Source organism: Bounagaea algeriensis (assembly GCF_054491375.1).
On the sequence record NZ_CM137102.1, the window covers coordinates 1,521,806 to 1,543,498 of the forward strand.

The 21,693-nt window shown below is 72.7% G+C and carries 24 protein-coding genes; 5 read left to right on the forward strand and 19 right to left on the reverse strand.

The features are described from left to right. Positions 1–43 precede the first annotated feature (43 nt). From ACVGV2_RS06935 to ACVGV2_RS06965, 7 genes are all read right to left on the reverse strand, one after another. A complete protein-coding gene (locus ACVGV2_RS06935) occupies positions 44–286 on the reverse strand; it encodes a type II toxin-antitoxin system antitoxin (protein ID WP_459165218.1) in 243 nt (80 codons plus the stop codon). A 2-nt stretch (positions 287–288) separates the two neighbouring features. After that, complete coding sequence (locus tag ACVGV2_RS06940; protein WP_459165219.1) at positions 289–1,212, reverse strand: SPFH domain-containing protein; 924 nt, start codon at positions 1,210–1,212, stop codon at positions 289–291. Between the two features lie 313 nt (positions 1,213–1,525). After that, positions 1,526–3,658 (reverse strand): 3-hydroxyacyl-CoA dehydrogenase NAD-binding domain-containing protein, encoded by a 2,133-nt coding sequence (locus ACVGV2_RS06945; RefSeq protein ID WP_459165220.1) that lies wholly within the window; start codon positions 3,656–3,658, stop codon positions 1,526–1,528. After that, entirely contained in the window at positions 3,655–4,902 is a 1,248-nt protein-coding gene (locus tag ACVGV2_RS06950; RefSeq protein ID WP_459165221.1) for a thiolase family protein, read from the reverse strand. Before ACVGV2_RS06950 ends, ACVGV2_RS06945 begins: the two co-directional genes overlap by 4 nt. A gap of 166 nt (positions 4,903–5,068) precedes the next feature. Continuing rightward, a complete protein-coding gene (locus ACVGV2_RS06955) occupies positions 5,069–6,313 on the reverse strand; it encodes an HRDC domain-containing protein (RefSeq protein ID WP_459165222.1) in 1,245 nt (414 codons plus the stop codon). A gap of 75 nt (positions 6,314–6,388) precedes the next feature. Continuing rightward, positions 6,389–7,105 carry a response regulator gene (locus ACVGV2_RS06960; RefSeq protein ID WP_459165223.1) on the reverse strand — a complete coding sequence of 239 codons (717 nt, stop codon included), beginning with the start codon at positions 7,103–7,105 and terminating at the stop codon, positions 6,389–6,391. A 335-nt stretch (positions 7,106–7,440) separates the two neighbouring features. Then, entirely contained in the window at positions 7,441–8,004 is a 564-nt protein-coding gene (locus tag ACVGV2_RS06965; protein ID WP_459165224.1) for a DUF3000 domain-containing protein, read from the reverse strand. A gap of 212 nt (positions 8,005–8,216) precedes the next feature. Between ACVGV2_RS06965 and hemE the strand changes: the two genes are divergently transcribed. The 3 genes from hemE (at position 8,217) to hemQ (ending at position 11,498) form a co-directional block, all read left to right on the forward strand. Further along, positions 8,217–9,299, forward strand: coding sequence for a uroporphyrinogen decarboxylase (hemE, locus tag ACVGV2_RS06970; RefSeq protein WP_459165225.1), 1,083 nt, complete (start codon positions 8,217–8,219; stop codon positions 9,297–9,299). After that, entirely contained in the window at positions 9,296–10,714 is a 1,419-nt protein-coding gene (gene hemG / locus ACVGV2_RS06975) for a protoporphyrinogen oxidase (RefSeq protein ID WP_459165226.1), read from the forward strand. Before hemE ends, hemG begins: the two co-directional genes overlap by 4 nt. Before the next feature lie 88 nt (positions 10,715–10,802). Next, positions 10,803–11,498, forward strand: coding sequence for a hydrogen peroxide-dependent heme synthase (hemQ, locus tag ACVGV2_RS06980; protein WP_459165227.1), 696 nt, complete (start codon positions 10,803–10,805; stop codon positions 11,496–11,498). A 108-nt stretch (positions 11,499–11,606) separates the two neighbouring features. Here the strand turns inward: hemQ and msrB are convergent, their stop codons facing one another. The 3 genes from msrB to ACVGV2_RS06995 all read right to left on the reverse strand — a co-directional run bounded on the left by msrB (position 11,607) and on the right by ACVGV2_RS06995 (position 14,425). Next, the gene (msrB, locus tag ACVGV2_RS06985) at positions 11,607–12,032 is read right to left on the reverse strand and encodes a peptide-methionine (R)-S-oxide reductase MsrB (protein ID WP_459165228.1); all 426 of its coding nucleotides are present in this window, start codon (positions 12,030–12,032) and stop codon (positions 11,607–11,609) included. A 118-nt stretch (positions 12,033–12,150) separates the two neighbouring features. After that, a complete protein-coding gene (locus ACVGV2_RS06990; protein ID WP_459165229.1) occupies positions 12,151–12,444 on the reverse strand; it encodes a hypothetical protein in 294 nt (97 codons plus the stop codon). A gap of 412 nt (positions 12,445–12,856) precedes the next feature. Further along, the gene (locus ACVGV2_RS06995) at positions 12,857–14,425 is read right to left on the reverse strand and encodes an alpha/beta hydrolase (protein WP_459165230.1); all 1,569 of its coding nucleotides are present in this window, start codon (positions 14,423–14,425) and stop codon (positions 12,857–12,859) included. 137 nt (positions 14,426–14,562) lie between these two features. On the opposite strand from ACVGV2_RS06995, the gene ACVGV2_RS07000 reads away from it, so the two are divergent. Beyond that, the gene (locus ACVGV2_RS07000; protein WP_459165231.1) at positions 14,563–15,459 is read left to right on the forward strand and encodes an EamA family transporter; all 897 of its coding nucleotides are present in this window, start codon (positions 14,563–14,565) and stop codon (positions 15,457–15,459) included. Between the two features lie 95 nt (positions 15,460–15,554). Here ACVGV2_RS07000 and ACVGV2_RS07005 read toward each other — a convergent pair whose 3' ends face one another. The 9 genes from ACVGV2_RS07005 to ACVGV2_RS07045 form a co-directional block, all read right to left on the reverse strand. Next, positions 15,555–16,463 (reverse strand): 2-dehydropantoate 2-reductase, encoded by a 909-nt coding sequence (locus tag ACVGV2_RS07005; RefSeq protein ID WP_459165232.1) that lies wholly within the window; start codon positions 16,461–16,463, stop codon positions 15,555–15,557. Positions 16,464–16,548: 85 nt separating this feature from the next. Next, positions 16,549–17,211 carry an alkaline shock response membrane anchor protein AmaP gene (amaP, locus tag ACVGV2_RS07010; protein WP_459165233.1) on the reverse strand — a complete coding sequence of 221 codons (663 nt, stop codon included), beginning with the start codon at positions 17,209–17,211 and terminating at the stop codon, positions 16,549–16,551. Between the two features lie 13 nt (positions 17,212–17,224). Then, positions 17,225–17,758 carry a DUF6286 domain-containing protein gene (locus tag ACVGV2_RS07015; protein WP_459165234.1) on the reverse strand — a complete coding sequence of 178 codons (534 nt, stop codon included), beginning with the start codon at positions 17,756–17,758 and terminating at the stop codon, positions 17,225–17,227. Between the two features lie 2 nt (positions 17,759–17,760). After that, complete coding sequence (locus ACVGV2_RS07020) at positions 17,761–18,168, reverse strand: Asp23/Gls24 family envelope stress response protein (RefSeq protein WP_459165235.1); 408 nt, start codon at positions 18,166–18,168, stop codon at positions 17,761–17,763. Next, on the reverse strand, positions 18,165–18,350 hold the full coding sequence (locus ACVGV2_RS07025) for a hypothetical protein (protein ID WP_459165236.1): 186 nt from the start codon (positions 18,348–18,350) through the stop codon (positions 18,165–18,167). Before ACVGV2_RS07025 ends, ACVGV2_RS07020 begins: the two co-directional genes overlap by 4 nt. A 16-nt stretch (positions 18,351–18,366) precedes the next feature. Then, positions 18,367–18,615, reverse strand: a complete 249-nt coding sequence (locus ACVGV2_RS07030) for a hypothetical protein (RefSeq protein WP_459165237.1) — start codon at positions 18,613–18,615, stop codon at positions 18,367–18,369. Positions 18,616–18,646: 31 nt separating this feature from the next. Beyond that, positions 18,647–19,033 carry a hypothetical protein gene (locus ACVGV2_RS07035; protein WP_459165238.1) on the reverse strand — a complete coding sequence of 129 codons (387 nt, stop codon included), beginning with the start codon at positions 19,031–19,033 and terminating at the stop codon, positions 18,647–18,649. 121 nt (positions 19,034–19,154) lie between these two features. Further along, on the reverse strand, positions 19,155–19,700 hold the full coding sequence (locus ACVGV2_RS07040) for an Asp23/Gls24 family envelope stress response protein (RefSeq protein WP_459165239.1): 546 nt from the start codon (positions 19,698–19,700) through the stop codon (positions 19,155–19,157). 80 nt (positions 19,701–19,780) lie between these two features. After that, positions 19,781–20,545 carry a pyrimidine reductase family protein gene (locus tag ACVGV2_RS07045; RefSeq protein WP_459165240.1) on the reverse strand — a complete coding sequence of 255 codons (765 nt, stop codon included), beginning with the start codon at positions 20,543–20,545 and terminating at the stop codon, positions 19,781–19,783. Between the two features lie 106 nt (positions 20,546–20,651). On the opposite strand from ACVGV2_RS07045, the gene zapE reads away from it, so the two are divergent. After that, entirely contained in the window at positions 20,652–21,668 is a 1,017-nt protein-coding gene (zapE, locus tag ACVGV2_RS07050; RefSeq protein WP_459165241.1) for a cell division protein ZapE, read from the forward strand. Positions 21,669–21,693 lie beyond the last annotated feature (25 nt).

The following is a 21,693-nucleotide window of genomic DNA, read 5'->3' on the forward strand; positions in this document are numbered from 1 at the left end:
GGGCAGGTGCGCACCGCCGCACGTGCCCCGGTGCCGCGCCACCTCATTCCGGTTCGGCCGGTTCCTCCGCTGCGGACTCGCCGCCCGCCGCCGATTTGGGCGGGCGGCCGCGCCGGCGCACCGCGCTGGTGTTCCGCGGCAGCCGCCCCGCGTCGCTCAACGCCTTGCGCAGCAGGAACTCGATCTGGGCGTTGGTGCTGCGCAGTTCGTCGGCTGCCCAGCGGGCCAACGCGTCGTGGACGGCGGGGTCCAGCCGCAGCAGGAGCTTCTTCCGCTCGGAAGCCACGGTCATCCGGTGTAGAGCGAGCCGGTGTTCACGACCGGTTGGGCGTCGTGGTCACCGACGAGCACCACGAGCATGTTGCTGATCATCGCGGCCTTGCGCTCCTCGTCCAGCTCGACGACATCGTCCTGGGAGAGGCGGGTCAGCGCCGACTCCACCATGTCGACGGCACCCTCGACGATGCGCTGTCGCGCCGCCACCACGGCGTCCGCCTGCTGCCGCCGCAGCATCGCCGAGGCGATCTCCGGAGCGTAGGCGAGGTGGGTGATGCGGGTTTCGATGATCCGCATGCCCGCCTGCTCCACGCGTTCGGCCACTTCGCTCGACAGGCGAGTGGTGATCTCCGCGGCGTTGTCCCGCAGCGACAGGCGGTCGCGGCCCTGCGCGTCGTAGGGATAGCTGTTGGCGATGTGCCGAACGGCCGCTTCGGCCTGGACGCCGACGAACTCCTCGAAGTCGTCCACGTCGAACATCGCCTGCGCGGTGTCGTCGACCTTCCACACGACCACGGCGGCGATCTCGATCGGGTTGCCGTCCGCGTCGTTGACCTTGCTGGTGTTGGTTTCGTGGTTGCGCACGCGGGTGGAGATCTTCGTCCGGGTCGTCAGCGGGTTGACCCACTGCAGGCCGTCGGTGCGCAGGGTGTCGACGTAGCGGCCGAGCAGCTGCAGCACGCGCGCCTCGCCCGGCGCGACCGGGGTCAGCCCGGCGGAGAGGAACAGCCCGAGCAGCAGCACGAGGCTGGCGGCCACGAGCAGGACGACGCCCGGGGCGGAACCGGGGGAGGCGGCGAGGTTCATGCCGCCGAACAGATACGTCGCGGCCGCGATGAGCACGAGCAGCACGACGGCGCCCAGCACGCCCCACCCGCTCATCGCCCGCGTGCCACGTTCCCGGCTCGGGGCCGCCTTCTCGCCCTGGTCCGTCATGTGCGCTCCTGTTCTACCGCGCGTGCCGTCCGCGGGCCAGTTCACCCGCCGGGACGCGCCGCGCTGTCCGCGCGCAGCGCTCCGCGCTCGGAGCGGAGCCTGCGCTGCTGTCCGATTCCTATCATCATGATATCACTTTTTGAGGGATTGGTGCCGGCAGCGGTGGAACTTGCGTTCCCGGTGGTGCGTGCGGGTTCGGCCCGGCCGGAGGCCGCGCGTGGCCGTCCGGGCCGCGGAAGGACAACGGGCCGCGGAAGGACAACGGGCCGGGGCGGCGCGTAGCCACCCCGGCCCGATGCTCGGTGCGGTGCGGTCACCGCGGCACGGACGCCACTCCCGGGCTGAGGAACCGCTCGCCGGTGACGGCTTCGGCGATGCCCGAGCGGTCCAGGTACGGCGTGATGCCGCCCAACCAGAACGGCCAGCCGGCGCCGAGCAGCATGCACAGGTCGAGGTCCTGGGCTTCGGTCACCACGCCCTCGTCGAGCATGATCCGGGCCTCCTCGGCCACGGCGCGCAGCGCGCGCTCGCGCACCTGCTCGGCCGTCGACGGGACGTCGCCCTGCTTCCACAGCTCGGCCACGGCCGGGTCGAGCACGCGCTCGCCGGACTCGCCGGTGCTCCACACGCCGGTGTGCCCGGCCTCGACGAAGCGGCGCAGGTTCTCGGACAGGCCGAACCGGTCCGGGTAGGCCGCGTGCATCGTCTCGGCCACGTGGTGCGCCACGGCCGGACCGACGAGCTCGAGCAGCTCCATCGGCGTCATCGGCAGGCCCAGCGGGTCGAGCGCCGCGTCGGCCTCCTCGAACGGAGTGCCCTCGTCCACCGCGGCGATGATCTCGCCGAGGAACCGGGTGAGCACCCGGTTGACGACGAAGGCCGGCGCGTCGGCGGTGAGCACGCAGGACTTCTTCAGCTGCTTGCCCACGTCGAACGCCGTCGCCAGCGCCGCGTCGTCGGTGCGTTCGGCGCGGACCACCTCGAGCAGGGGCAGCACGGCCACCGGGTTGAAGAAGTGGAAACCGACCACGCGCTCCGGGTGCGCCAGTTCGGCGGCCATCTCGGTCACCGACAGCGAGGAGGTGTTCGTCGCGAGCACCGCCTCCGCGCTGACGTGCTGCTCGAGCTCGGCGAAGACGGTCCGCTTGACCGACATCTCCTCGAACACGGCCTCGATGACGAAGTCGGCATCGGCGAAGGCGGACTTGTCCAGCGAGCCCCGGATCAGGCCCTTGAGCCGGTTGCGCTGGTCCGGCGACACGCGGCCCTTCTCGGCGAGCTTGTCGATCTCGCCGTGGACGTAGGCCACGCCCTTGTCGATGCGCGCCTGGTCGACGTCGGTGATGACGACCGGCACCTGCAGGCGGCGCGCGAAAAGCAGCGCCAGTTGCCCCGCCATGAGCCCGGCGCCGACGACGCCGACCTTGGTCACCTTGCGCGCCAGGGACTTGTCCGGCGCGCCGGCCGGCTTCTTGGCGCGCTTCTGCGTCAGGTCGAACGAGTACAGCCCGGCCCGGAGCTCGTCGGTCATCAGCGCGTCGGCCAGCCCCTCGGTCTCGGCGGCGTAGCCGGCGTCGAGATCGTTGTGCCGGGCCCGGTCGATGAGCTCGACGGCCGTGTTCACACCGGGTGCGGCGCCCTTGGTCTTGCTCTGCACGATCCCGCGGGCACGGGCGACGGCGTCGTCCCAGGCCTGGCCGCGGTCGACGGCGGGGCGCTGCACCGCGTGCGAGCCGTCGACCACCCGCGCGGCCCAGCGCACCGACTGCTCGAGGAAGTCGGCGCTGTCCAGCAACTCGTCGAAGACGCCGAGGTCGCGGGCCTTCTTCGGATCGAGCATGCGGTTCTGGTTCAACGCGTTCTCCACGATGACCGTGACCGCGTTGTCCGCCCCGATGAGGTTCGGCAGCAGCTGGGTGCCGCCCCACCCGGGGAACAGCCCGAGGAAGCACTCGGGGAAGGCGATCGTGCCCGCCGAGGCCGACACGGTGCGGAAGTGGCAGGACAGCGCCAGTTCCAGCCCGCCACCGAGCGCAGCGCCGTTGACGAAGGCGAACGTCGGGATCGATGCCTCGGTCAGCCGGCGGAAGACGTCGTGCCCGCCCCGGGCCACCGCGTGCGCGTGCTCGCGCTCGGTGATCTCCGCGATGCCGTCGAGGTCGGCGCCCACGGCGAAGACGAACGGCTTGCCGGTGACGGCGATCGCGGCCGGTTCGGCGGCGAAGGCCTCGTCGAGGGCCGCGTCGAGGCTGGCGAGCCCGCCGGGACCGAAGGTCGACGGGCGCTTGTGGTCGTGCCCGTTGTCCACGGTGACCAGTGCCATCGGGCGGTCCAGGCCCGGCGCGTCGATCAGGCGGGTGTGGGCGTGCGTGACGACCTCGTTCGGGAAGAGCGAGGCGAAGTCGCCGCTGGTGCGGCTCGTCGCGTTGTTGCTGGTGACGGTCACCGGTCACCTCCGCGGTAGTTCGGGTTCTCCCAAATGACCGTGCCGCCCATGCCGAAGCCGATGCACATGGTGGTCAGGCCGTAGCGGACCTCCGGGTGCTCGGCGAAGTGCCGGGACAGCTGCGTCATGAGGCGGACACCGGACGAGGCCAGCGGGTGGCCGCAGGCGATCGCACCGCCCCACGGGTTCACCCGGGGATCGTCCTGGGCGATGCCGAAGTGGTCCAGGAAGGCCAGGACCTGCACGGCGAAGGCTTCGTTGATCTCGAACAGGCCGATGTCGTCGATGCTCAGCCCGGCCCGGTGCAGGGCCTTCTCCGTCGCCGGTACCGGGCCGACACCCATGACCTCGGGTTCGACTCCGGCGAAGGAGTAACCGACCAGGTGCATGCCGACCGGCAGCCCCAGCTCCTCGGCCGTGTCGGCGCCGGTGAGCACGCAACCGGTGGCGCCGTCGTTGAGCCCTGCGGCGTTGCCCGGGGTCACGTGCCCGTGCGAGCGGAACGGGGTCTTCAGTCCGGACAGCGAGTCCAGGTCCGTGCCCGGGCGCGGCTGCTCGTCCTCGGTCGCCAGGCCCCAGCCGCTGTCCGAGCGGGTGGCGACCGGCACGAAGTCCTGGTCGAACCTGCCCGCCTGCGCCGCCTCGGCGTAGCGCTGCTGGCTGAGCACGGCGTAGGCGTCGGTGCGTTCCTTGGTGACGCCGGGGAACCGGTCGTGCAGGTTCTCGGCCGTGGAGCCCATCACCAGGGCGGAGGTGTCGACGAGGTTGTCGGAGACGAAGCGCGGGTTGGGGTCGACGCCTTCGCCCATGGGGTGGTTGCCCATGTGCTCGACGCCGCCCGCGATCGCGATGTCGTAGGCGCCGAAGGAGATGCCGCTGGACACCGCGGTCACAGCGGTCATGGCGCCGGCGCACATGCGGTCGATGGCGAAGCCGGGGACGGACTTCGGCAGTCCGGCCAGCAGGGCGGCGCTGCGCCCGATGGTCAACCCCTGGTCACCGATCTGCGTGGTGGCGGCGACGGCCACCTCGTCGATGCGTTCCGGCGGGATGTCCGGGTGACGTCGCAGCAGTTCGCGGATCACCTTGACCACGAGGTCGTCGGCACGGGTCTGGGCGTACATGCCCTTGTCACCGGCCTTGCCGAACGGTGTGCGGACACCGTCGACGAAGACCACATCCCGTGCCGCGGCCCGGTTCGGGCGGCTGCGGCTGTCGGCGCTCGCCGACGCTGGTGCGGCCACGGCGTGCTCCTCACTCGATGCGGGTGGACTCTGGCGACCCGGTCGGAGCCTCGACGCCGCGGAGCGGACCGCGGTGACGATCGGGGCGCTACCGACCGGTAACCGCACTCTAGCGCTGATTACTCATTGGTAACCACCTGGGGCGCGGGGAGACCCGCACCACGCACTAATCGTTCAGCGCCCGCGCCAACGCCGCTGCGGTGAGCTCCACCTGCCACTCGCGCGCACCGCTCGCGCGCAGCCACTCGGCGATCGCGGCCGTGTCCCGCTGCTGCGGCGGTTGCCAGCACAGCCGGCGCACCGAATCCGGCAGCAGCAGGTTCTCCACCGGCAGCTCGAGGCGTTCGGCGATCTCGTTCAACGCCGAGCGGGCCGCCGCCAAGCGCGCCGCGGCCTCCGGGTCGCGATCCGACCAGCGGTTCGCGGGCGGTGGTCCGTCGCCACCGCTCGCCTGCGCGGGCAGTTCGTCCGCACCGAGCCGCCGGGCACTGCGCAGCGCGCGCAGCCACAGCGAAGCGCGCCGCCGCTGCTGCCGGCCGCCGAAGACCGGCAGCGCGGTGAGCTCGGCCTCCGTCGCGGGGTTCGCCCGGGCCGCCCGGACGATCGAGGAGTCCGGCAGCACCCGGCCGGGAGCGATGTCGCGCTGCCGCGCGTACTCGTCGCGCGCCTGCCACAGCGCGCGCACCGCGGCGAGCTCCCGCCGGCCGCGCACCTTGTGGATACCGGAGGTGCGCCGCCACGGCTCCGCGCGCGGCGGTGCGGGCTCGGCCGTGCGGAGCGCTTCGAATTCCTGCTCGGCCCAGGCGAGCTTGCCCTGCTGTTCGAGTTCGGCGCGCATCGCCGCCCGCAGCGGGACGAGCATCTCCACGTCGAGCGCCGCGTACACGAGCCAGTCGTGCGGTAGGGGGCGGCGGGACCAGTCCGCCGCGCTGTGGCCCTTCTCCAAGCGGTAGCCCAGGACGCGTTCGACCAGCGCGCCGAGCGAGACGCGCTCGTAGCCGGCCAGGCGCCCGGCCAGCTCGGTGTCGAACAGCCGCTGCGGGTGCAGATCGAGCTCCGCCAGGCACGGGAGGTCCTGGGAAGCGGCGTGCAGGATCCACTCGGTCCCGCGCAGCGCCGAGACGAGCGGGTGCAGCTCACCTGTCAGGGCGACGGGGTCGATCAGCAGCGAGCCCGCTCCCTCGCGGCGAAGCTGCACGAGGTAGGCGCGCTGCGAGTACCGGTACCCGGAGGCCCGTTCGGTGTCGACCGCGACCGGTCCGGTGCCGGAGGCGAGTGCGTGGGCAGCCGTGTGCAGGGCCTCGACGGTGTCGATCACCGGCGGGACCCCGTCGGCCGGTTCCAGCAGCGGTTCGGGTTCAACGGGTTCGGCGGGGCCGGACCCGACGGACTCGGGACGAGCAGCTTCCACGGGAACCAGACTTTACGTGTTCGGTCGGCTTCCGTGGGGCCGTGCCCTCGGCCCGTCGGGTTCGGTCTCCACGAATCAGCGGATGACGCCGGCCCGCATGGCCAATGCGACCATCTGCGCCCGGTCCCCGGTTCCCAGCTTGCGCCCGATCCGCGACAGGTGGCTCTTCACCGTGAGCGCGGACAGGTTGAGCGCTTCGCCGATCTCCTTGTTGGACCGGCCGTCGGCCACGAGTTGGAGAACCTCGACCTCGCGGGCGGACAGCTCCCGCGGTGTGTTGTCCGTTCCGGGAACGCGCGTGCCGGCGGCGAGCACCGGGGCCACGCTGGGATCGGCGTACACACCGCCGTCGAGCACCCGTCGCACCCCGTCGGTGACGACCATCGGCGAGGCGGACTTGAGCAGGTAGGCCTGAGCGCCTGCCTGGAACGCGGCCCGCACCGCGTACGGGTCGTCGGAGGAGGCGAGCACCACGATCCGCGGCCATCCCTGGCCGCGGAGTTCGTTGACCAGTTCGATACCGGTCCCGTCCGGGAGCCCGAGATCGAGGATCGCGAGGTCGCACGGGCCGGTGGCCAGAGCTCGCGCTCTCGCCTCGGCCATTGATGCGGCCTCGTGCACCGTGCCGGCACCCATCTGCAGCAGCCGGGAGGATATCGCCTCCCGGAGCAGTGGGTGGTCGTCCACCACGAGCACCGTGAACAGCTCTTCCCGCGGGTGCGGGACCATGTTGGCCGGCAACGCGCCGGCCGGCGTGGAACGAGCGGCCTGACCTAAGCCGACGGCAGCCACGTCACTACCTCCCTGGAGTCGGTCGTGCCCCCCGACCGGCACCGGGACTTTCGACCAATCAGCCGCGCCACTGATCGACCGAAAGTGGTGTCGTCGGAGGAAGCGTAACCGTCCGAGCGGATCAGTGGGACGATCAATCGGGTATGTATCCCGATCGAGTTGTGATGAGTTCGGCACGAGTTCACTCTTCCAGGTGTTCTCGGCCGACCTTGTTAACGCCACTCCGTGTCTGATCGACGTACAACAATACGCTCATTACAAGATCTTGCGTATGCAACGAGATCAACCGGGGCGGTCGAGCGGTCACCTCCGCTGCGGCCGCCGCCGGCGTGCCGCTACCCGTCGCTGCGCCGGCCGAGCACGGCCACGCCCTCCGGGGGAAGACCGCTGGCGTAGCCCAGCAGCGCGTGGAACGCCCGCGCGTGCGGCTCGAGGTGCGCGTCCGGAGCGGTCCACGACGCGCGCAGCTCCAGGTCGTGGCTGCGCGCCGGTCCGGTGATCGCGCCGAAGCGGGAGGACGACGTCAGCGTCACCGTCCCGCCCAGCGCGCGGTGGGACGCCTGCGCTTCCTCCAGCGCATCGGTCAGCCACGACCACCCGACCGTCGGCAGCAGCGGGTCCGCCGCCAGTTCGGGGTCCAGTTCCGCCAGCAGGTACAGCGCAAGACGGAGATGGCCGTCCCAACCCTGCTGCCCCTCCGGGTCGTAGAGCAGCACCAGCCGCGCGGTCGCCTGCTCCTCGGCCGGTCCGGTGGCCTCGGCGCCCAGGGCGTAGCTCCACGGGGCCAGGCGTTTCGGGGGCGTGATCTCGGTCAACGCGACTTCGGCGCGCACCGGCGGCGACAGCAACGCGGTCACCGCCTGCCGAAAGTACTCCTCAACCTCCGACATCTCCGTCACTCCGGGGACTCTACGGGGGTGCACCGTGCGCGTTGTCGCTGCCACGCCGAGTCGGTGCTGATCTTCGCCGCCGCCCTGGCGACCGCCGCGCCCGCCGCGTCGCATCCGCCCGGGGAGGCCGGGCACGACGACGATCACGATCTCGGGCGTGCGAAGATGACCCGGCGAACAGGTGCTTCGCCACCCCGACATCGACTACGGACGTGCCCGCGATGACGAACCCCGCTCCGGCCTCCGCTCGCCGCGACCTCGCCGACACCCCGCTGCTGACCGCCGCGCGCGGTGAGCGCCCGAGCCGCACCCCCGTGTGGTTCATGCGCCAGGCGGGCCGCTCGTTGCCCGAGTACCGGCGCGTGCGCCAGGGCGTGCCGATGCTGCAGGCGTGCCTCACCCCGGAACTCGTCTGCGAGGTGACCGCCCAGCCGGTGCGCCGCCACGGCGTCGACGCGGCCATCCTGTTCAGCGACATCGTCCTGCCGCTGTACGCCGCAGGGGTCGAGCTCGACATAGTCCCCGGCACCGGCCCGGTCGTGGAGTCGCCGGTGCGCACCGGCGAGGACGTCGCCCGACTGCCCGTGCTGGCCGAGGAGCAGATCGCGTCCGTGGGCGACGCGGTGACCGCGCTGCTCGGCGAACTCGGCAACACCCCGCTCATCGGATTCGCAGGCGCACCGTTCACCCTGGCGTCCTACCTCGTCGAAGGGGGGCCGAGCCGCAACCACGAACGCACCAAGGCGCTCATGCACGGCCAGCCCCAGGTGTGGCACCAGCTGATGACCAGGCTCGTCGACAGCACGCTCGCCTTCCTGCGCGTGCAGGTGGGTGCCGGCATCGACGCGCTGCAGGTGTTCGACTCCTGGGTGGGGGCCCTGTCGCTGCGGGACTACCGCGAGTACGTGCTGCCGCACTCGCGCCGCATCTTCGCCGAACTCGCCGACGTCAGCGACGTGCCGAAGATCCACTTCGGGGTGGGCACCGGTGAGCTGCTGACAGCGATGCGCTCGGCCGGCGCCGACGTGGTCGGCGTCGACTGGCGCGTCCCGCTGGACGAGGCCGTACGCCGGCTGCAGGCGGCCGAACCGACGTGGCGGACACCCGTGGTGCAGGGCAACCTCGATCCGGCGGTGCTCTTCGCCGGATGGGACGTGGTGCGCGAGGAGGTGCGCCGCGTGCTGGCGGAAGGCCAGGCCGCGGGCGGGCACGTGCTCAACCTCGGCCACGGCGTCCTGCCGGACACCGACCCGGACGTGCTGAGCAGGATCGTCGAATTCGTGCACGCGGAGACGACGCGGTGACACCGCGCATCGCGATCATCGGCGGCGGGATCAGCGGGCTCACCGCGGCCCACCGGCTGCGGGCCGAACTGGGCGCGCGCGCCGAGCTGCTGCTGTTCGACCGGGCCGACCGGCTCGGCGGCAAGCTGCACACCGCGCCGCTGGCCGGCGGGCACCTCGACCTGGGTGCGGAGGCGTTCCTCGCGCGCCGCCCCGAAGTGCTCGACCTCGCCGCGGAGCTCGGCATCCGCGAGGAGATCGTGCACCCCAGCGGGGCCTCCTCGCTCATCCGCGCCGACGGAGTCCCGCGCGCGATCCCAGCGGGCTCGGTCATGGGGGTGCCGACCTCCGCGGACGCGGTCAGCGGCGTGCTCTCACCAGCCGGCGTGGCGGCCGTGCGGGCCGAGGCCGAACTGCCGCCGGTGTCCTGGGGCGGCTCCGACGTCCCGGCGGGCGCACTGCTGCGCGAACGGGTCGGCGACGAGGTCGTCGACCGGCTCGTCGACCCACTGCTCGGCGGGGTCTACGGCGGCGGGGCCGACGGGCTCGGCCTGCGCGCCACCATGCCCGCCCTGGCCGGTGCTCTCGACGCCGGCGCTGCCACGATCACCGAGGCAGCGGCACGCGCGGCCGCGCCGAGCCCCGCGGGCGGCGAACCCCGCTCCGGTCCCGTGTTCGGCGCGCTGCGCACCGGCTACCAGCGGCTGCTCGAGCGGCTGCGCACCGCCTCGGCCCCGAGCGCGCAGCTGGGCACCACGGTGCGCGGCCTGCAGCGGACCGGGAGCGGTTGGCAGGTGGAAACCGGAGCCGCGCCGCGCCCCGAGCACGTGGACGTGGACGGCGTCGTGCTCGCCGTGCCCGCGCCGGTGGCCGCGCGACTGCTGCAGGGCGTGCTCGACGACGCGGCCCAGCAGCTGGCCGGGATCGCCCTGGCATCGATGGTGCTCGTGGGCATCGCCCTACCGCCCGAGGCGGTGCTGCCGGAACGCTCCGGGATCCTCGTCGCCCGCGGGGAGCGGCGCGCCGACGGGACACCGTTCACCGCCAAGGCGTTCACCTTCTCCAGCGTGAAGTGGCCGCACCTGCGCGGCGCGCGGGGCGAACCGCTGCTGCGGGCCTCGATCGGGCGCACCGAGAACGACCCGCAGCTGCGGCTCACCGATGCCGAACTCGTGCGCCGCGTCCGCGGCGACCTGGCCGAAGTCGCCGGTGTGCACGCAGAACCCGCCGAGACCGCGGTCGTGCGCTGGGGCGGGGGACTGCCGCAGTACGGCGTGGGCCACGCCGAGCTCGTGGCCGCGGTGCGGCACCGGGTCGCCGGCCTCGACGGGCTCGAAGTCGCCGGATCCTGGCTCGACGGCGTGGGCGTGCCCGCGTGCGTGTCCACCGGAGAACGCGCCGCCCGGGCGCTCGTGCGCGACCGCGTCGCAGGTTGATCCCCGCGAGACGTGGCAGGTGCGACCCCGGTACCGCCCCGCGGCGGGGCCGCCGCGAGCGGTGCGCGCGCGGTGGGAGGATGGGCACATGGCGCGGCTGAACTACGAGGAGCTCAACAGCACGATCCGCTACACCATGTGGTCGGTGTTCCGGGTCGAACAGGGGTCACTGCCGGAGGACCGGGAGCAGGCGGCGAAAGACGCGCAGGCCTACTTGGACTCCCTGGCGGACTCGGACGTGACCGTGCGCGGGGTCTACGACCTGTCCGGCCTGCGTGCCGACGCGGACTTCATGATCTGGTGGCACTCGGGTGAACTCGACGCCCTGCAGCACGCCTACACGGGTCTGCGGCGCCGCACCACGTTGGGCGGGTGCATCGCCCCGGTGTGGAGCGCGACGGCGCTGCACCGGCCCGCCGAGTTCAACAAGAGCCACGTGCCGGCGTTCCTCGCGGGTGAGGAACCGCGCGACTACGTGTGCGTCTACCCGTTCGTGCGCTCCTCCGACTGGTACCTGATGCCGGACGACGAGCGGCGCGCGATGCTCGCCGACCACGGCAAGGCCGCGCGGGACTTCCCGGACGTGCGGGCGAACACGGTGCCGGCCTTCGGGCTCTGCGACTACGAGTGGGTGCTGGCGTTCGAGGCGGACGAGGCGCACCGCGTGGTCGACCTGATGTGGCGGATGCGCTACACCGAGGCGCGGCGCCACGTGCGCGTGGAGATCCCGTTCTACACCGGACGCCGCGTGGCGATCGGAGACCTCGTCCAGCGCCTCGCCTGAGGTGGGCGGCGATGCCCGGACTCGGCCGTGACCCGGGGCCGAGTCCGGTTGGCCGAACTCGCTGAACGCGCACGGCCGCTGCACGCGGCTGCTCCGTTCAGCGGCGTCTCAACGCTGTGTCGGTTCGAGGCTCAGCGCCACCGAGTTGATGCAATACCGCTGGTCGGTAGGGGTGGGGTAGCCCTCGCCCTCGAACACGTGCCCCAGGTGGCTGTGGCAGCTCGCGCACAGCACCTCGGTGCGCACCATGCCCATCGAGCGGTCCTTGCGCAGGATCACGGCCTCCGTGCGCGTCGGATCGTAGAACGAAGGCCATCCGCAGTGCGACGCGAACTTGGTCTCGCTGCGGAACAGCTCCGCACCGCAGGCGCGGCAGCGGTACACCCCCTCGGTCTCGGTGTCCACGTACTCACCGGAGAACGGCCGTTCGGTGTGCGCGTTGCGCAGCACCGCGTACTCGGCGGGGTCCAGCTGCTGCTGCCACTCCTGCTCGGACTTGTTCACGGGCGCGGTGTCGCGGGTTTCCGAATCCATGCCACCACGTTAATAGGACGAGACGCCCGCGCGCCGCGGGCGGTGGCAGGAGTTCGCGGGGCCTGCCGCCTACCGGAACTGCCGGGCGCAGCTGACGCGCCGGCGGCGCAACGCCCCGTCAGAGGAACGTCTGGGCCATGTACACCAGCGCGTTCCACACGGTCACCGTCACCGCGAGCAGGATCAGGCCGACGACGAGCACGACCACCACGCGGCGATGGCCCTGGGCCCTGTTGGCGTGATCGGCGAACTCGTCCACGCCGCGCAGCATGTCCTCGACCGTGGCGCGCGAGTACGTGCAGTGCATGCGCTGCAGGTGTGCGGCGAACGCGCGCACCTCCGGGTCGTCGTGGTCCAGCCCTTCCAGCTCGGTGGCGAACTGCTCGGCGGGGTCCTGCCAACGCCGTCCCATCACCTCAAGGTAACGCAGGCGAGCACCGGGCGGGACGCCGCCGCGCACCGCGGTGATCCCGCGCACCGGAAAGATCACCCGGAGTGCAGCACCACGGCCCGGCCCGGGAGCTGCACGCGCACGTACGCCCGGGACTGCAGCTGCCCGCCGCGGCAGCCCCCGGTACGTCGACCGGAGCTGCCGGCACGTTCCCCCGAGCGGCGGTATCGGAGCGGCACCGCGAGACCCATGATCAACGGCGTCGGAGAAACCGCGAGCCGGAGGTGCTCCCATGGTCCGCACCGAGACCGAAACCCACGACATCAACCTCGGCGGCTGCAACTGCTGCGGGGATTGCACCGGCCCCGGGTGCGGCTGCTGCGGCAGCTGCTGACGGGCTGCGTGCCCGTCGCCTTGCTGAGCGGGCCCGGGATCATCCCGGGCAGACCATGTCATCGGGCGGGGGCGTGCCCGACACCAGGTACTGCGTCACCGCGCGGGCGATGCAGGAGGAACCGGCGACGGCACCGCGCCCCGCTCCCTGCCAGCGGAGCAGCACGCCGCTGGGCAGCCGCCGGGCCATGTGCTCGCTGCCCAGCTGCCGCAGGTACGGGTCGGCGGCGGTGCTGATCACCGGAACCGGCCCGAGCGCCTGCCCGTCCGGCTCCGGCAGCGGCTGCTGCGGAACCGGCCACTGCGAACACCAGGCCAACCGCTGCGCCGCGATCCCGCCGAACAGGGGGAAGCGCTCCACCCAGTCGGCCGCGTGGTGCGCCACCCGCTCCGGCGGCACCCGCTGCGTCGTGTCGTTGCACGTGGTGATCAACTCGGCGTCGAGGCGCGGCGGGGTGTCGGCCCGTCCCCGCACCAGCGGCGCGACGATTTCCGCGATCCCGCTGCCGTCGCCGCGCACGGCCGCGCTCATCGCCTCGGCCAGCCGCGGCCACGCCGCGCGGTCGGTGAGTCCCAGTTGGAGCGCGCGGACCACGTCCCCGGCGGTGACCTCGGTGCCGTCGGCGTTCAGCGGCTGCTGCCGGGTGTGTTCCACCAGCCCGCTGACCGCCGCCCGCGGATCCGGTCCGAGAGCGCAGTCCCCTGCGGAGGTGCAGTTCTCGGCGAACGCGTCGAACGCGGCCTCGCTCGCCCGCGCTTCGTCCTCGGCGCGACCGACGGCGTCGCGCTGCGGGTCGAACGCCCCGTCCAGCACCATCCGCCCGGTGGAGTTCGGGTGCTGCTCGGCGTACGTCAACGCCACCCGGGAGGCCTCGCCCTCCGCGAGCATGTGCAGCCGCGGAACACCGAGTTCGCGGCGCAGCGACTCCAGATCCGCGGCGGTGCGCTGCGTGTCGTAGGCCTGCAACCGTTCGTCGAGGGTGAGCAGGCACTGCTGGCTCGCGTTGCGCACCGAAGCCAGCAGCTCGTCCAACCGGGACCGCTCGGTCGCCTTCGGGTCGAAACCGGCGATCGCGTCGCGCTGGTGCGGCGGGACGCACTCGGCCGCGTCGGATTCGCCGGTGCCGCGCCGGTCCAGCCCGATGAGCGTGTAGGTCTCCAGCAGCTCCGCGGGCAGTTCGTGGGCCAGCCGCGCGGCCGCAGCCGTGCCGGGCTCGCCGCGCACACCGTTCAGCAGGACCAGGGGGACGTCGCCGCTGCCGGTCTTGGTCAGCGCGGTCTGGGTGATCCCCTGCACCGGCTGCTCCGGCGTGTCCAGCGGGGTGAGCATGCGCGCGCAGGAGAACCGCAGCGGGGAGGACTCGGCGCGGTCGATCTCCGCGAGCGTCCGGTCGGTGCAGTCCTCCCAGTGCAGCACGTCCTGCGAGGGCGGCCCCAGCGGAGGCACGGACGGGGGCTCGGGCGCCGGCCGTTCGGGAGGCACCTGCTGCTCGCCGCCGCCGCGCACGGCCACGGCGGGACGCTGCGACGGCCCCGCGGAGCACCCGGTCACGGCCAGCAGCGCGAGCAGCGGCAGCATGGCCAGAACCCGTCGGGGGTAGCGCGGCACGACGACTCCTCAGCGATGCGGCGGAACGGGTGAGCGCCCAGCTTCCCACGGACCCGGCCTCCCGCGGATCCAGCATTCCACGGACGAGGTGAGATGTTGGAACGGTACGAGCCGAGTGAACCGGAGGTAACTGCACCGTGCGAGCTGCGCAGGGGCGCCGAGAACCATCGACGGACCGTCCGCCGTCCGGCTTCGGCCGGGCGTTCGGCGCGATCCCACCGCCGCTGCTCGTGCTGTGCGGAGTCATCAGCCTCCAGGTCGGCGCCGCGTTCGCCAAGCACCTGTTCGCCCTCGTCGGCGCCGGCGGCATGGTGTGGCTGCGGCTGCTGTTCGCCGCGCTCGTCCTGCTCGCGGTCTGGCGGCCCGCGCTGCGCCGGCGGAGTCCGCGCACGTGGCTGGTGATCGCCGGCTACGGAACCGTGCTCGCGGGCATGAACATGGCGATCTACCACTCCTTCGAACGCATACCGCTGGGCGTGGCCGTCACCATCGAGTTCCTCGGTCCGCTGGCCGTGGCCGTGCTCGGTTCGCGGCGCAAGCTGGACCTGGTGTGGGCCCTGCTCGCCGCCGCGGGGGTGCTGCTGCTGGCGCGCGGCGACGGCGGTCTCGACGTGATCGGTGTGCTGCTGGCCCTGCTGGCCGCCGCGTGCTGGGGGTTCTACATCATCATCGGCGCCAAGCTCGGCGAGCACACCCAGGGTGGTGCTGGACTCGCGCTGGGCATGGCCTTCGGTGCGCTCGTGGCGACACCGATCGGCGCCGGGCAGGCCGGCGCGGAGATCGCGCGGCCCGAGATACTGCTGGCCGGCGTGGTGGTCGCGCTGATGTCCTCGGTGATCCCGTACTCGCTCGAGCTGGAAGCGCTGCGGCGCATGCCACCGGGCGTGTTCGGCGTGCTGATGAGCCTGGAACCGGCCGTGGCCGCCCTGGCCGGGCTGGCCGTGCTCGGCGAATGGCTCGGGCCGTGGCAGTGGGTCGCCATCGTCTGCGTGGTCGCCGCCTCGGTCGGGGCGACCCGCACCCGCCGGGGGTGACCCGCACCCGACGGGGGTGAGCTGCGGACGAACGGTCGCGGGGTGCGGGTCGAGCCGCCGGGAAGCGCAGCCGGTGCGGGGAGGAAGTCAGTCGCTCAGGGGCACCAGCTCGGGGGCACCGCCCCCGGGTGCACCGCGCGCAGCAGTGCGAGCAGCGTTTCGTTGTGCGGGACGGGGATCCCGTGCCGCCGCGCGGCGTCCACCAGCGGTGCGGTGATGTGCTCGTGCTCGGTCGGCAACCCGGCGAGCCGGTCGTAGAGCATCGAGGTGCCGTTCTCCGTGGAGTAGTCCCGGCCGTAGTTGGCCACCACGGCGTCGACATCACCGCGGTCGAGGGCGGCGCCTTCGGCGCGGGCCACCTGCACCGCCTCTTCGAGCACGTTCGAGGCCAGCTGCCGCGCGTCCGGCGAGTCGAAGACGTCGAGGCGGCGCAGCGTCAACGCGGTGATCGGGTTGGCCGCCAGGTTCGTGAGCATCTTGCGCCACGCCTCCGTGCGGAAGTCCTCGGTGGCGCGCAGCCGCATCCCCGAGCCGCGCAACAGCTGCTGGAAACGCGTCCCGTCGTCCCCCTCCGGCACGATCACCGAAGGCACCGAGCGGCACTGCACGTGCCCCGGGCTGCGGCGCTCGGCGGCCACGTAGATCAGCGTCGGCAGGACCGGTGCCCGCAGCCGGAACGGTTCCACCGAGGCGCGGTGCTCGACTCCGTTCTGCACCACGGCCACCGGCGTGTCCGGGGAGTCGAGGGCGCGCAGCCACGGTTCCGCGCGGGCCACGTCCTGCACCTTCGTGGTGAGCACGGCCCAGTCGACCGGTCCGATCCGCCCGGGGTCGGTGACCACGTCCGCGGCCACGGTTTCCGTGCCTTCCGGAGTTTCCACGTCGAGCCGGTCGAACGGGGTGCGCACGCACAGCGTGACGGCGTGGCCGGCGCGGCGGGCGGCGAGGGCGAACACCCCGCCCACGGCGCCGGATCCGATGATCGCGATTCGTCGAGTGCTCACGGCGGGGAGGCTACCCGCCGGGCACGTCCGGCGAGCACGCCCGCTGATCGAACCTGCCGGAGAGTTCGTGCTGCGCAGCGCCGCATCATTGGACCCGCTGCCGCGGCGCGCGGTCCAGATCCAGCCGCACCGCCGTGGGCAGCGGGTCGCTGCCCAGGGTGTCCCGCGCTCGGGAGAGCACCTGCGCGTCCAGCTCTTCCCACACGCGGCGCACATCGGTGCCCTCCTCCAGCCCGAGCCGCAGCCGCAGGCCCGGGCTGCGCGGGGTGCCGGCCATGCGCGCGTTCGCCCGCGTCACTCCGGTCACGTTCGCCGCGTCGTTGCGCACCGCCCGGGCGAGCGCATCTGCGGTGATCCGGGAGCGGCCCGCGGGGCTCTGGTCGAGCCGCACGTCGGGCTTGCGTTCCGGGCGCAGGGTGCGGACCAGCCACCACAGGCCGACGGCGAGCAGCACGACCCCGCCGGCGATGGCCGCGACAGCTGCCCAGGCGGTGTTGCCGCTGATCCAGCCGACTGCGAGCGGATCGGCCATCGGCCGCTGCGCCCGCCCCGCACCGAACCAGCCCTGACCCACGGCGAGGACCGCCGCGCCGGCCACCAGGACGAGGAGGCCGAGGAAGCCCACCAGTGCGCGTTCGAAGCCGAGCATCCGCGACAGCGGAGCCGGGTGTGCGGCGACCTGCCTGCCCGTGGCTGCCTGCGGTGCCGTCGCGGGCGGGGCGGTGGGGTGTTCGGGCGTTGCGGTCAATGCGGCTCCTTGGCTACTGCGGCTCCTTGACTTCGGAGACCGACACGGACACGTGCGGTCGGCGGGGCAGCGGTAGTTCGGACAGTGCTTGCTGCGCGCTGTCGGTGACCTGCTGCCGCGTGCGCTGCGGATCCCCGATCGTGCGGGCCTTGACGCGCACGCGCCGGCTGTGCGCGGTCACCGCGGTGGACTCGACGTCGGGCTGTTCGCGCACCTCGTGCGCCACCACTCGGGCGAGGGAGCGCCGGTCGGTCACCACGTTGACCCCGGGGGCCGGGTCGTGCAGCGGGATGTGCCGGCGTTGCGCGGTCGTGGCGAGCGCGAGCAGCAGCAGGCCCAGCACGGCGAGCCCCGCGCCGACTCCGCGCACCCACGGTTCCGACCAGGGAACGGCCCCGAGCTGGGCGACCAGCGGGCGCCAGGGCACGAGCAGTCCGTCCACGGCCGGCCGCAGCAGGGCCGCCACGGCCTCGACCACCGCGAGCAGCCCGAGCGCGGCGACGGCGAGTCCTGCGACGGCGGCGATGATCCGGGTCAGCGAACGCATGCTCACCTCACTCGGGGGGATTCGGCGGCGGGCACCAGCTCGGTGATCGCGATGTCGACGCTGCGCACCTCCGCCTCGGCGTGCCGGCGCAGCTCGGTGCGGATCCGCTCGCGCATCCGGGCGACCGCTTCCGGCGCCGATTCGGCGTAGCGCACTGCCGTCTGCACTCGCACGCGCAGCGCGTAGTCCGGACCGAACAGCTGCGCACGCGGGCCGCGGCCGCTGCGCCCGGGCACCCGCGAACGCGGGCGCACGCCTCCGCAGGCCTGGTCGGCGGCGTACTCGGCCAGCGCTCGCAGCACCGACCGGTCGATGTGCAGGCTTCCGCGCTCAGCCCCGTCCTCGACGGGGGCGCGCGGCGCGGGAGGGGAGACCGCGGTCTCGGCGGCCTCGACAGGTGTGGTGCTCATCGGCTGCGCCCCCGCACGCGGTTCCACAGGTCGCCGAACTCCACCTCGCCGTCCACCATCCGGCCGATGACCAGGCCGACCAGGCCGATGACGAGCGCGACGAGGAAGCCGACGAACCCGCCGGCCACGGCGGCCGTGCCGAGCACGAGCCCGGCGAGCAGGCCGATCTGGGTGCTGTTCATGGCGCCCTCCTGGGAGCTACTCCACGCGGGTGCGGTTGCGCCGCGCCCACCACCGGCGCAGACGCGTGATCAGGCCGACAGGCCTGCTGACGAAGAAGACCGGGCCGTCGAAGTCACCTGGTCGCCGGGTTGCGGCGCTCCCGCGGCGGATCCGCTCGATCCCGGCGGCGAACACCGCCGGGTCCCCACCCGCATCGGGGTGGTGGCGGCGGGCGAACTCCCGCACCGCGCGACGCGCGGCCGGGTCCTCGGGCGGGCTGGCCATGGAAGCTCCTGCTGCGGTGGCCGGGAACGACTCAGCCGTTCCGGGATTCGCTGTCGTCCGGGGGGTCGCTCTCGTCCGGGGACTCGATGTCGGCCACGGTCACGTCGACGGCGCGCACGGCCGAGTCGGCCCGGGTGAGCAGGTCGAGCACCGCCGCGCGCAGTTCCGCGACGAGCGCGGGCAGCCGACGCGACCAGCGCGCCGTCACGCCGATCTCGACGCGCTCGTCGGAGATGCGCACGCCGGGTACGCGGCGCCCGGGCAGGTACGCGGCGATGTCGCCGAACCGGCCGCTGTGCGCCGCGGCGACATCGGGGTGCTCGTCGAGCAGCGCGCTGATGCGGTCGGCGAGCTCGCCCTCCTGCGGAACGCCGCGTGCGGCACCCGGATCGGCGGGGGTCGACGGTGATGACGCCATGGAACCCTCCGTTCCGCTCGCACGGCCGCTGCGGAAGCCGGCCGCGTGCACGACGGGACGGCGAAGGAGCACCGCGGAGGTACCGGGACGCCGGTGCGGCCGCCTCCGGTCGCGGTGCGCGTCACTCCACGCGGGAGGATGCGGATCCCCGATCGCCGCCCGACTCACTGCTCTCGCCCTCCTCCGGCAGGTGGATGTCGTTGACGGAGATGTTGACCTCGGTGACGTCCAGCCCGCACATCCGCTCCACCGACGTGATGACGTTGCGCCGCACGGCGCGGGCGAGCTCCACGATCGACGCGCCGTACTCGACGATGATGTCGATGTCGATCGCCGCCTGCTTCTCCCCGACCTCCACCTGCACGCCGGACGTGGGCGTGCCGCTGCTGCCTCCGGGTATGCGTTCCCGCAGTGCACCGAAGGCGCGGGAGACGCCCCCGCCCATGGCGTGCACTCCTGCGATCTCGCGCGCGGCGATGCTCGCGACCTTCTGCACCACGGAACTGGCGATGGCGGTTCTGCCCTGCGAGGTCTCATCGGCGAGCCGGGCGGGGGACTCACCGGGGCGGGTTTGCGGAATGCGCTGTTCTGCTTCCGTCGAGCTCGAACCGGACGCGCCGTGCTGCTGTTGCTGCTCACCCGACTGCGTGCTGCTGGTCTGTGCCATGGCTGGTCTCCAAGCCGATGCGCTGTGCTGTCGCGAGGCGAGGGGTCCCGACGCGCGCTCGCCGCGGGCCGGGCCGCGCCTCACTCCACCATTCTCAGGTAACGCAGCAGCAGCAGCGATTCCGAATGCAGTGCGGAAGCCAGCTTCATCCGGGTGGGGGGCTGCACACCCGGGCCCTGGGCAATGCGTCCGGACTCCCCGCTGACCAGTACGGGTGACATCGTCAGGCACAGTTCGTCGACGAAGCCCGCCTCGGCGAGCGTGCCGAACCACTGCGGGCCGCCCTCGCACCCCACGCGGTAGAGGCCGCGTTCGGCCAGCGCCGCCAGCACTCGTTGCGGCTCGACCTCCTGTTCGCCCGCGATGACCACGTCCGCGCCCGCGGCGGCGAGGTCCGCGCGCCGCTGCCGCGGGGTGGCCGCGGTGGTCAGCACGATGGTCGGCACCAGCGCGTCGGTGATGAGCGGGTCCTCCGGCGAGATCGAACACCGCGCGGTCACCACCGCGATCGGCGGCACCGGCCCCAGCCCGTGGCGCTGCCGCCGCTGTGCGCGCACCTCGGTGCGCCGCACCCCGCGGTAGTTCTCGGCCAGCGCGGTGCCCGCACCGACGAGCACCACGTCGGACAGGTCGCGGACGAGCACCAGCACCCGCTGGTCGATCGGCGCGGACAACCCGCGCGAGGTCGACTGCAGGCTGACCGCCCCGTCCAGACTGGACACGAAGTTCACCCGCACCCACGGTCGGGAGAGCTCCTCCGGATAGGCGTAGAACCGTTCGAGGTGATCAACGGAGATGCCTGCCTCGCCGGTCGGCCACAGCTGGTCCACACCGAGTTCGTGCATCCCGTCATCCCACCACGCACGTGGTGCACCGTCGCGGCAACCCGGGTGATGTGAAGCACGCGCGGTCGCCTTCGATGCCCTGCGAAGCGGCGATACAGTCGCGGTTATGAGCATCCCCCGCCTGGTCGATCGTCGGCCCGAGATCACACCGGACGAGTTGGTCCAGGCGATGACACCGCCCCCGCGATTCGACGCGGTGCGCTTCGACAACTACGTGCCGAACCCGGAGGAGCCGAGCCAGGCCGAGGCGGTGGAGCGCTGCCGCGCGTTCGCCGAGCAGTGCAGCGCCCCGGTCAGGCAGGGCTCGTGGTTGCGGAGCCTGTTCAGCCGTTCCAAGCCCTCGTCGGACCGCAAGACGGGGCTCTACCTCGACGGCGGGTTCGGCGTGGGCAAGACGCACCTGCTGGCTTCGCTGTGGCACGAGGCGAGCGGCCCGAAGTCCTACGGCACCTTCGTGGAGGTGACCAATCTCGTCGGCGCGCTCGGGTTCGCCGCAACGGTTCAGCGGCTGTCCGACCACCGGTTGCTGGCGATCGACGAGTTCGAGCTCGACGATCCCGGCGACACGATGCTGGTCACCCAGCTGATCGCCAAGCTCACCGACGCCGGGGTGCACGTCGCCGCCACGTCCAACACGCTGCCGGACAAGCTCGGCGAAGGCCGGTTCGCCGCCCAGGACTTCCTCCGCGAGATCCACGCGATGGCCGCGCGGTTCCAAGTGGTGCGCGTCGACGGACCTGACTACCGCCACCGCGGCATGCCCTCGGCGCCCGATCCGATGAGCGACGACGAACTGCTCGGCCTGGCCGAGGCCACCGACGGGGCGAGTCTCGACGAGTTCGGTGAGCTGTGCGACTACCTGGCCGGTCTGCACCCGTCGAAGTACGGGGTGCTCGTCGGCGGCGCGACCGCCGTGCACCTGCGCAACGTCCGCTCCGCGCCCAACCAGGACGTGGCGCTGCGGCTGGTCGCCTTCGCCGACCGCCTCTACGACCGGGCGATCCCCGTGCGCGTGTCCGGGCAGCCGCTGTCCTCGCTGTTCACCGAGGAGATGCTGCGCGGCGGTTACCGGAAGAAGTACCTGCGGGCGCTGAGCCGGCTCACCGCGCTCGCCCGGGACTGAGGCGAGCTGGCGGGCCCGGTGCCCG

What these genes read in the sequence shown, in the direction of transcription:
- ACVGV2_RS06940 (WP_459165219.1), bottom strand. Translation starts at nt 1,212, where the DNA reads ATGACGGACCAGGGCGAGAAGGCGGCCCCGAGCCGGGAACGTGGCACG.
- hemE (WP_459165225.1), top strand. Translation starts at nt 8,217, where the DNA reads ATGACGAACCCCGCTCCGGCCTCCGCTCGCCGCGACCTCGCCGACACC.
- hemQ (WP_459165227.1), top strand. Translation starts at nt 10,803, where the DNA reads ATGGCGCGGCTGAACTACGAGGAGCTCAACAGCACGATCCGCTACACC.
- msrB (WP_459165228.1), bottom strand. Translation starts at nt 12,032, where the DNA reads ATGGATTCGGAAACCCGCGACACCGCGCCCGTGAACAAGTCCGAGCAG.
- ACVGV2_RS06990 (WP_459165229.1), bottom strand. Translation starts at nt 12,444, where the DNA reads ATGGGACGGCGTTGGCAGGACCCCGCCGAGCAGTTCGCCACCGAGCTG.
- ACVGV2_RS07015 (WP_459165234.1), bottom strand. Translation starts at nt 17,758, where the DNA reads ATGCGTTCGCTGACCCGGATCATCGCCGCCGTCGCAGGACTCGCCGTC.
- ACVGV2_RS07020 (WP_459165235.1), bottom strand. Translation starts at nt 18,168, where the DNA reads ATGAGCACCACACCTGTCGAGGCCGCCGAGACCGCGGTCTCCCCTCCC.
- ACVGV2_RS07025 (WP_459165236.1), bottom strand. Translation starts at nt 18,350, where the DNA reads ATGAACAGCACCCAGATCGGCCTGCTCGCCGGGCTCGTGCTCGGCACG.
- ACVGV2_RS07030 (WP_459165237.1), bottom strand. Translation starts at nt 18,615, where the DNA reads ATGGCCAGCCCGCCCGAGGACCCGGCCGCGCGTCGCGCGGTGCGGGAG.
- ACVGV2_RS07035 (WP_459165238.1), bottom strand. Translation starts at nt 19,033, where the DNA reads ATGGCGTCATCACCGTCGACCCCCGCCGATCCGGGTGCCGCACGCGGC.
- ACVGV2_RS07040 (WP_459165239.1), bottom strand. Translation starts at nt 19,700, where the DNA reads ATGGCACAGACCAGCAGCACGCAGTCGGGTGAGCAGCAACAGCAGCAC.
- ACVGV2_RS07045 (WP_459165240.1), bottom strand. Translation starts at nt 20,545, where the DNA reads ATGCACGAACTCGGTGTGGACCAGCTGTGGCCGACCGGCGAGGCAGGC.
- zapE (WP_459165241.1), top strand. Translation starts at nt 20,652, where the DNA reads ATGAGCATCCCCCGCCTGGTCGATCGTCGGCCCGAGATCACACCGGAC.